Origin of the sequence: Paenibacillus sp. NRS-1782, assembly GCF_050467685.1 — a bacterium.
Classification (GTDB): domain Bacteria; phylum Bacillota; class Bacilli; order Paenibacillales; family Paenibacillaceae; genus Paenibacillus; species Paenibacillus terrae_A.
In genome coordinates this window covers 1-9,136 of the sequence record NZ_JBITPH010000007.1, presented here as the reverse complement: position 1 = coordinate 9,136, position 9,136 = coordinate 1, and the positions used below count along the sequence as shown (strand labels likewise).

Here is a 9,136-nt window from a genome sequence, read left to right as displayed (position 1 = left end):
TGTAGACAGAACCAGTAATTCATCGCCGTCCCTGTCTGCGCCGCCAAGACGATCTGGCTCTGTCCCTAAAGGAAGCTGCACAATGTTGTCGATATGACGAATAAACTCAGCATCCTCACCTTCATAATCCACAAATGTGGTTCGCGTGATTTCACTGAAGGACATGATCGGATTTCTTGCAAATAGATTCTGGCCTAATATCGCACCGCCACAGTAACTCTGCTTCGCAGATAGAAAACCTGTATATTTCCATGTATGGTGATCCGCTGCCGCAGCGTAAGACAAAAACGCTAAAATATCTTGTGTCACATATAGATACTTGGCTTCAACATAAAACTTCCCCAATCCCATTTCATCTATTTTATGATCAATCACTTCCTTGATCGTTTGCCTTACTTTATGATCGAATGCCAATTTTTTATTAAGGTTCAGAGCATGAATGGCATCGCTACACTGTTTACCAATTCCATTATCTGAATTTTCTCGATACACCAAGTGCAAGAAGGCTTGTAAATAGCGTAGATCTTCCCAGTCCAGTTCCTCTTTACGATAGATACTTAATGCCCGATATATGAGATCACCCTGTACATGGGATAAGCTAACAACATCTCTTGCTTGCAAATCAAGTGCCAATAACAACTGATACGATGATTTTCGGTATTGTTCATGTTCTGGCTTGGCAATATTGGAGATCCCAATCGCATCATAGCCATACTCGATCAATTTAGACTGGTATGCGGATATCGAGGGAAATAACCAAGCTTTCTCCTCTGAACCGTCTGGCTTTTCTCCGATCACTTGTAGCTTCGCTTTAAAAGTAGACTCAGTGGTCAAAATATCAATCTTATCCGCATCATGCCATGTTCCGAATATATCCTGAATCCGCTTCACGTTATGCTTATGGAAATATCCATGAAAATCTACACAAGGAAAAAAGCCTTTGATTGCTGGCAAACGTAATTGATAACCGGTAATCGTATAATCCACCTGTAGGAAACGCTCCATCTGCTGGCCTAACTCTTTTGAGACCAAACCCATACCATCAAACACATTTTCCATGACCGTATGCTTTTTTACTTCAGCTAATTGCAAGCCCGTTGACCATGGTGTGATGGGAAGTTCTTTTGTCTCATACGGCTCAGTTTGGTCGATTGTCCATACGGGAACCGAAACGCCATCTTTCTTTTTGACCTTCCATACAGGCTTGCAAAGATGCACTAAAGACACTCGTCTGTTATTCTCTCTTTCCCAACGGCCAGTCGTTTTGTATTGCTCTCTATCGTTAGGTGCGATAGGAAGTTCAATTTTATGATCTTTGACCTTTTTGTTGATTTTTTGGCGCTGCTTTTCATAGTGCTTTTCTTCTTCCATATAGGCTTGGAGCTTAGTGTACACGTCCTCTTCTTCGGGTGTACGATGATATGGAAGAATCATCTCTACATCTTCCGTTATGGGTATTTCTTTGTCGGGGAGAATACAGATGGTTAGCTGCTTCATATCTACAGGGCAGAGATACACATCTGTTGTCATAAGGGCATTACGCGTCAAGTTTTTAGATACGGTGCATTTAGTTGGTTCGGTTCCAAGGGAAACATGTGCTTTCAATGCTTCAGCGTATTTCTCCAGTACAAATAGCTGGCGACATTCTTTGTTTTGAGCACCGGAAAGAACATTATCCAAAAATACATAGGTATGCCGAGCAATCTCTTGACCGTTTGTATTTGAATAGATGGCGCTAAAGCCCTTTTCCAGCAAACGTTTGAGTTTGTCATTATCCTCCTCACTACGTCCACGTCCCGTTTCAATAGTCATGATTGGGAGGAGATTCTTCTTTTTCCTGATCGGCTTGCTGTTATTGGATTTTGGATTGGGAATATCTTGAATAGTTATGTACTCTGGCATAGCATCGAATTTCTTATTCATTATTTTCTCGTGCAGAATGTAATACATAAAGGTTTCACTTGCTTGCTTTGCATCTGCTAAAGTATAAACCAATGTAAACTCGCCGTTCCGTTCTGTTACATCGCCAAGTTGGTATTGCCATAGGTGATATTGTCTTTTTTTGATCATCTGTTAGCCTCCGATATTATTAATGAGAATACAGAACAAGTGTTCTATTTACATTATACAGAATATACGGTCGGTTTAAAAGACCGAGGTTTAGAGAACTTTTTATAAAGAGGGGAAGCTTTTAAAAAGGCGCAACAAAACAGAGGATGATATTTCTCCTCTTAATAAATGCCAAATTCACTTTAGATTAACACCAGTAATAATATCTATTGTCATCCAATATTAAACCTGACTCTAACTAATTTTGGGAGGCAAAAAATATATATTTATCGACTTGATTTGAGTTGACTGTAATACTATTGATTTCACTTTTTGTTATTACCTTCATTAGTAGTAGCAGTAAAAAGCTCACAAGCAATTTGCTTCAGCAAGATTAATAAACTTTCAAACTTTACGCAAACTAAACAGCACGATAGTTACGACTAAGATTATTTAATAAATTCTAGATATATCCTTTCAAATAAATTTTCGTTTCGTTTAGGTAAATCTCTGCTTCGGTTCGATTATGAATGATTTTAACAGGCATCTAATGAACTCCCTTTAAACAAAAAGTAAAATTATAAAATATCCAATCATAAAAGTAGCCCACCCACAATAATTGAGGGTAGGCTACTTTTAAGCTAATTGAGACAGCACTGGCTCCATATAGCTATCCAAAAACTCTTCTGTAATACCTTTTAATTTACGTCTCTTGAATAAGGCATACATTTCTTCAACTGCACTATAAGGGAAAAATCTGGCATTTAAGGATTGGAACTGAGGTCTTGATGCTTCTCTAAACACTTTATCTCTATCCTCATCAGGAGCTACAATGACATAACGAGTTGGAAATGGTGGTAAAGCATCTTGTAGCCCTTTCATACGTGTTAATCCACTTGTAACACCTGTGCTATGCTCAACTTCCATCACAGCTGGCATTAACTTGCCATTTTTGAACCAAATACAATCAATAAGTAATGCTGCCTTTTGAGCATCATAAAAGTTTTGCATTACATTTTCTTCTTTTTTTAGCGAAGCAATAACATCTTTCATTTCGCCTATTTTTCGATTCTTATAGATAATGCCTTTATCATTTTGAGCAATCCATGTTTTAAAACCAAGATGTTGACCAATTTCAATAAGAGCTATTTGCATTTGACAATGTCTACGCTTCATCTCAATGTCTAACTCAGGCGTTTGAATCTCGTCTGGAAGAACCAATGCATCATAGACAATTTCAGTATTGGGAACTTCTGAAATGACTATATCCACTTCAGCTTTGACCATAACGTTTGGAGCATGAGGATTATCTGGACACCACATAATATGCTTATGACCAGGTTTAATTCTATTATTAGAACTGATGCTCTCGATACGACCTGGATAACAATAATAAAATTGAGATGTGTGGGCAAGTAACGCTTCCAGTGCAGAACGAGTATTGTAGCTTCCACCAAATATTCTATCTACATTTATTGGATGATTTGGAACAAGTGTATTTGCTAGCCTCCAGATCATTTGCGTAGAAATGGATTCATCCTTAGCATTATTCCAGGTCTCACCTTTATTGGGGCGAATCCTTTGAATAACAATTGGTCCTTCTGGCTTAACCACATTAACAATTTTAATAAGTGTAGGGGTCTTGCTGTGAACATAATTATATACACTACTTTTTGGCAACATTCCAATTTCATGGACAAGGTTAGCTGCGGTTAGTCTACTCATTCTGATCCACCTTTAAAAAATCCAAAATAGTTTCAGCAATCCCTTTGGCTGCTTCATAAGGAACACCATTTCCCACTGTCTTGAATGCGTTTGATAACGTGATGGCTGGAGGTAATTCATATTCTTTCGGCAAGCTTTGTAGTGCTAATGCTTCTGCAACTGACAAGCGGCGAGCTTTATATGGATGTAGATGAACTTCATTGTTACCATACGCTACTGTTGGAGAGGGCCTCCATCGATGCAAACGCTTGTATGACTTCTTAGAATCATCCCCCTCTGGAATAACTAAAAATTTCGCCAGTCCTGCTCTTGGAGTGAAGTATTGATGAGCATTGGGATGATTTTCAACATCATTTTTTTTGAACCAATAATCAACTGTCAATTCTTCACTTATACCTTCTGGTTTTTCACGCTCAACTTCTTCAAGAAATGGTTCCATTCCAGGCCAGGGCATAGCATTAATATCATCAGTACGATATTTCAAATGTTCTTCCCAAGGGAAGATATCTGTTAGAGATTGACCTGCATCAAGCTTAATCCCTAGATTCTTTAATACACTTTTTTGAAAACCAATTAATATAATACGTTCACGCTGTTGAGGTGCACCATATTCAATTGAATTAATTAAACGTTCAGTTGTTAAATATCCGCATCCATGAAGTTTTATTTTCATCTCTTCATAAAACGCTCGATGTTTGGTTGTTCGCCAAAGTCCTTTTACATTCTCAAACAAGAAAAAATCAGGCTTTTGTTTGCAAATTAAATCAATGTATGTTGCAGACAATCTACCGTTTTCACCTTCTTGACCTCTGTTTTTTCCGGCCACAGAAAAGTCAGGACAAGGAGGACCACCAATAAATCCAACTAAACGTTTTTCATTTTTTGTTCTATTAATTAATCTTGATAAAGACTCACTTTCAACCTCTTGCTCAAACTCAGTTATGTCGCATAAATGATATCCAAACTCAGGTTCTGGAATCCCCATAACTCTGCGTGAGTGTATATATGTCTCCATAAAAGGACGATGATACTCGTTTACAAACGCAACATTATATCCGGTTTTTTCAAACCCTAAATCCAAAAAACCTGCTCCGGAAAAAAATGAAAAGATAGTTGGTGCATTATCCATTGTTGTTTATCCTACCTCAAATCAAATTTCGACATTTCAAATCTTAAAATTCGCTAATTTGTTTTCATTCTCCTGCTTTCTTAATAATTAATAATAACAAAATAAAAAAGTATTGACTAGTAAAAACCAGCCAACACTTTAGTTACAAACTATTAAAACAATACAAACTAAGGAATGGCAATTATACCTTTTGGAACAAACATTAGGCATTCAGTGTAGCGAGGAAGCAGATTCTTTGCTCCGTAGCATCCTTAAAAGCTAGTAACACTTTACACTCCACATACCTTTTTAAATAAAATATATTCCCGCACTCAACCTTTAAGCGTTTTTTTGCTTCCTCGCTACTCTGCGTGTGGTAAATAGACAGCGATTTTATATGGAGAGGCGGGCATGATAAGCTGGTTAGCATCGCGAAGTCCCTATGCTTCGCGGCTTTCGCGAGTACTCATGCCCGTAGAGGCTACATGTCAAATCGCTCTATTATGCCTTTCAAACGTAGCTTTTCCCACGTAGTATAGCGAAGAGCCACAAACTTGCCTGTTTCGTTAGCTCCTTGTATACTTTTATCAACTGTAGAAAAATACCATTTATTTGTATCAAAAGCAAATAAATAGACGTAATCATGATCCCCGCTTTCTATCAATTATTACTTGTAGTTCATCAATCTTTAGCGCAGGAGACCGATGGAGCATACGGTGACAATTAGAGCAAACAAGAGCAATATCTTCTACTTTTGTTTTTTCGCCTTCGGTCATCTCACTAATTAACCTTTTATGATGGCCCTCAATAAAGTCAGAACCCCTATTTCCATATACTTTTTGGAAATCGAAACCACATACTTCACAGAATAATCGTTTGTATTTCTTAAAAAATATCTGTTTTGCTTTCTTGATTACTGCCGGATTGCGCTCTCGAACTTTATGCAATCGAAAGGCAATTGCACCCTCAGGGTATTCTTCATTATTATCTTCATAGAAGTTTTGGGGAACAATCTCAAACACAAAATGTTTTAAGTCTACTCCAATATAAATGTTAAATGACCCAATGGGTTCAGCAAATACTTTCATAAAGGCCTGTTTAAGTTCTTTTCTAAATCGAATACTTTGCAGTTCAATACTTTTATCAGTTTGATCTTCGTAACGATACTCAGCATCATAGATGGAATTGTTAAACAAAATCTTTATCTTTCTCGCAGTCCCACGTTTGACATGGTACTTTGAATCGAGTGGATTGAAATATCGATGGTACTCCTTGTCTATACGAACACCATCAGAATATTGAGATTTACCCAGCTTTTTAAATAAAGGCGGCACAGACTCATTTATCGTAAACAAGTCGAACGAATCTTCTGAATACAATTGGTTTTGTTGCCGAACCAACGAATCAACAATAGGTTTGAATTCCTTTTGATTCTGCTTTGAAAGAATATCTATAACTTCCTCGGCAGATTTACTTCCATAAAAACCTTTATGTTCATCCCACAAACCGATGAAATGCAACAACCCCATTGACATGTACCCACGTGAGTAATTTGGATCAAGCTTAAGAACATGTTCGTCAAGCCAACGGTGGGATTTGTCATTTATTATGTATTCTAAGACTACACGATCCCGTAATTGCTGAGTAACTTTTTTATATTCTCTATCTCGTTGTGTAGGTCTCAAAGAAGGAAAAGCCATACATTTCACCTCAACTTTAATTCTACTTTGTAAGTTCTAAACCAAATACACTTTCTCATTGTGTCAAACTAAAAACTGCGGGGAAGACCATTCATTTTGCAGTTCAGGAATCTCGGTCAGTTCCTCTCCATGGAAAGCATAATACTCCTTACCATTCTGCAGTCCTCTCTTATCCGTTTACTGACCTCAATCTGAAACCCTCATTAATCGTAATATATCCTCGGTCAACTAATATATGAATATCTTTTCTCAACCATAATCCGTTGTTTATCATATGAGGGTCATTTTCCGAATAAGGCTTTATATGTGCGACTTCCAGACTTCCAATACAGGCAATGTTTTCTTACCTGTTTATACACAACGACGGTGGTAAGTTTTCCAGTCTTCAGGCACATGAATCCTCACCGACATAAAGTTTTATGTATCTCACTCCGAAAAAACAGCTTGATTGTTCTATACATCTTATTCCACAATCCGACTGGAAACTCCTTCATTCTACATTGATTCTCGTTGAACATTTCAAACCGCTACGGCAGATCGGGGAAAGGAATTTTCCTGTTACGTGAACTGGAAACCGCACATTTCCCAAGAGAACAGACTTTGCAAAAATATCGAATATGGCATTGGAGCGTTCGCTTGGTTTGATCAACCATCATGCTCGAAAATGTCTTGGGTAGAAAACCGCTTACGAATCTTTCACTGAGGAACTGTCGCACTCGGGCGCTTGACAATCTGTTTTCTCCCTACTACGACAATACATCTTTCAAAATTAATTACCCTTAGGCACCAGCAACTCCACCTATTACTCTCGTGCCTTCTGAATAAAGATAATATATGTTCCCGCACTCAACCCTAAAGCATTTTTTTGAATGCAGGAACATATTCAAGTTGCTCTTAAACCCTTGTGCATTACTACTTCTTATCTCGATATATTACTACCACACACTCCACATGTGTCGAGACCTCGAAAGGGATATATTCCTTTTTATTATATATATTACCTATAATATCAAAAGCCACTCCTTCTCACAACACCCCTTTTCCAGATGATGCCCGTTCTCCCTTCACTTCTATCAATCCCGCTAATTCCATATGAGCCTCCATTTAGTTTACCGAATCCATGATCACGTTTAAATCAGCTCAGTTCCTGACTTTGAAAGACAATTGCTCAAAATTACTTTCTGCTTTCCCTCCTCCCATATCTCCTGCTTCCAGATATACACATTGAAAATACCTCAATGAATGGGTCATTCTGTAAACTAAATCTCTCTTTTAACCGATAAATACATATGCTGGACTGTTATTTAAATATCACCTCTCGTACCTTAATACCAAACAAACTCAGCGATACATATGAGTCTTGACTCAAAGTTGTATCCATCCACGGCTTCTATACTCAGAAGCCAATTTAAAATGACATGCGTTAATTGGGGAATCAGCCATCACATCTAGAAAGGAGTCATGAACTCACTTGAGCCTATTATCAGATGGGATCGGATATGAAAGCCTACGCTTTTATGGTCCCTTTCAGCCGCAACACATCGATCAACTTCAAATCACACGTACCATTAATGATCATACCTTTTTACATATCCGTGGTATGCTCTCCGAAGAACAGGGAGCCGCATGCATCGGACAAAATATGGAGCAAGAGCCGATTGTGATTCGTCAGTTGGATGATCAAGGACAATCGCTAAGAAGACTGTTCCACGGGATCGTTACGCAAATGTCCGTACATTGTATACGTGGAGTATACACCTTTGAATTGGAGGCTGCTTCCCATTCCTATCAAATGGATATCAAACTGAAAAAACGTTCCTATCAGGATATTCACCGCACTTATGATGATCTGGTCACCGCGATGGTTCGTAAATATGAGTATGGAGACGCTATTGATACCGTAACTAATTATGCCAAGCTGGATACTTTTGTTTTACAATATGAGGAGACCGATTGGGCTTTTTTAAAACGTCTCGCTTCTCGCTTTGGTTCCGTACTTGTACCAGAGGTAACCGCAGCCTCACCCAAGGTTTTCTTCGGGATGCCAGAAGGCAAACAGCACAAAGTGGAACGAGATGTGTTTTACAGGGTAAGAAAAACGTTTCATGAGCTGGATGCGGAAAAGCCCGGAGAACAACGTGCTGGCTCGTATGTCACCTATACAATTGAAAGTTTGCAATATTATGCGCTGGGTGACCTCATCACGTTACCCATTGGACAAGGTAAAGAACTGGTCGTCGTTCGGGCAGTGACACGGTTAGAGGATGGCTTACTGCGTACCCGTTATGATCTCCAAGCGGAACAGAATATTCGCTATGCCCGTTATGAAAACGATCAGGCCACCGGGATTTCGCTGACAGGAACGGTGCTCAAGGTACAGCAGGATTTCGTACAGCTTCAACTGGACATCGACCCGAAGCAAGATCCTGCCAAAGCCTGCTGGTTTCCCGTGGCGACTCGATATGTCGCAGAAGAACATAGCGGCTGGTACGATATGCCTGAAATCGGGGAACAAGTAGAACTGTATCTGCCCACACACCGCGAACAGGATGCC

5 protein-coding genes and 2 pseudogenes are annotated in these 9,136 nt (G+C 38.9%); 2 read left to right on the top strand and 5 right to left on the bottom strand.

The genetic code is table 11. The annotated features are described in order from the left end of the window. The 5 genes and pseudogenes from ACIFQM_RS02160 to ACIFQM_RS02140 all read right to left on the bottom strand — a co-directional run. Window positions 1–2,070 (bottom strand): annotated as a pseudogene (locus ACIFQM_RS02160) (hypothetical protein); the annotation flags it as partial. 615 nt (window positions 2,071–2,685) lie between these two features. Next, on the bottom strand, window positions 2,686–3,774 hold the full coding sequence (locus tag ACIFQM_RS02155) for a restriction endonuclease (protein WP_430064977.1): 1,089 nt from the start codon (window positions 3,772–3,774) through the stop codon (window positions 2,686–2,688). Further along, window positions 3,767–4,903: a DNA cytosine methyltransferase gene (locus ACIFQM_RS02150; RefSeq protein ID WP_107735099.1), complete on the bottom strand. Its 1,137-nt coding sequence runs from the start codon at window positions 4,901–4,903 to the stop codon at window positions 3,767–3,769. The genes ACIFQM_RS02155 and ACIFQM_RS02150 overlap by 8 nt, the downstream gene beginning before the upstream one ends. Before the next feature lie 620 nt (window positions 4,904–5,523). Further along, window positions 5,524–6,582, bottom strand: coding sequence for an HNH endonuclease (locus ACIFQM_RS02145; RefSeq protein WP_430064975.1), 1,059 nt, complete (start codon window positions 6,580–6,582; stop codon window positions 5,524–5,526). Window positions 6,583–6,751: 169 nt separating this feature from the next. Beyond that, window positions 6,752–6,856 carry an HNH endonuclease gene (locus ACIFQM_RS02140; RefSeq protein WP_430064973.1) on the bottom strand — a complete coding sequence of 35 codons (105 nt, stop codon included), beginning with the start codon at window positions 6,854–6,856 and terminating at the stop codon, window positions 6,752–6,754. Between the two features lie 243 nt (window positions 6,857–7,099). Here ACIFQM_RS02140 and ACIFQM_RS02135 point away from each other — a divergent pair. Together ACIFQM_RS02135 and ACIFQM_RS02130 are read left to right on the top strand one after the other, a co-directional pair. Then, window positions 7,100–7,259 (top strand): annotated as a pseudogene (locus tag ACIFQM_RS02135) (IS30 family transposase); the annotation flags it as partial. A gap of 794 nt (window positions 7,260–8,053) precedes the next feature. Beyond that, a partial coding sequence (locus ACIFQM_RS02130; RefSeq protein WP_430064971.1) for a contractile injection system protein, VgrG/Pvc8 family occupies window positions 8,054–9,136 on the top strand: 1,083 nt, incomplete at its 3' end.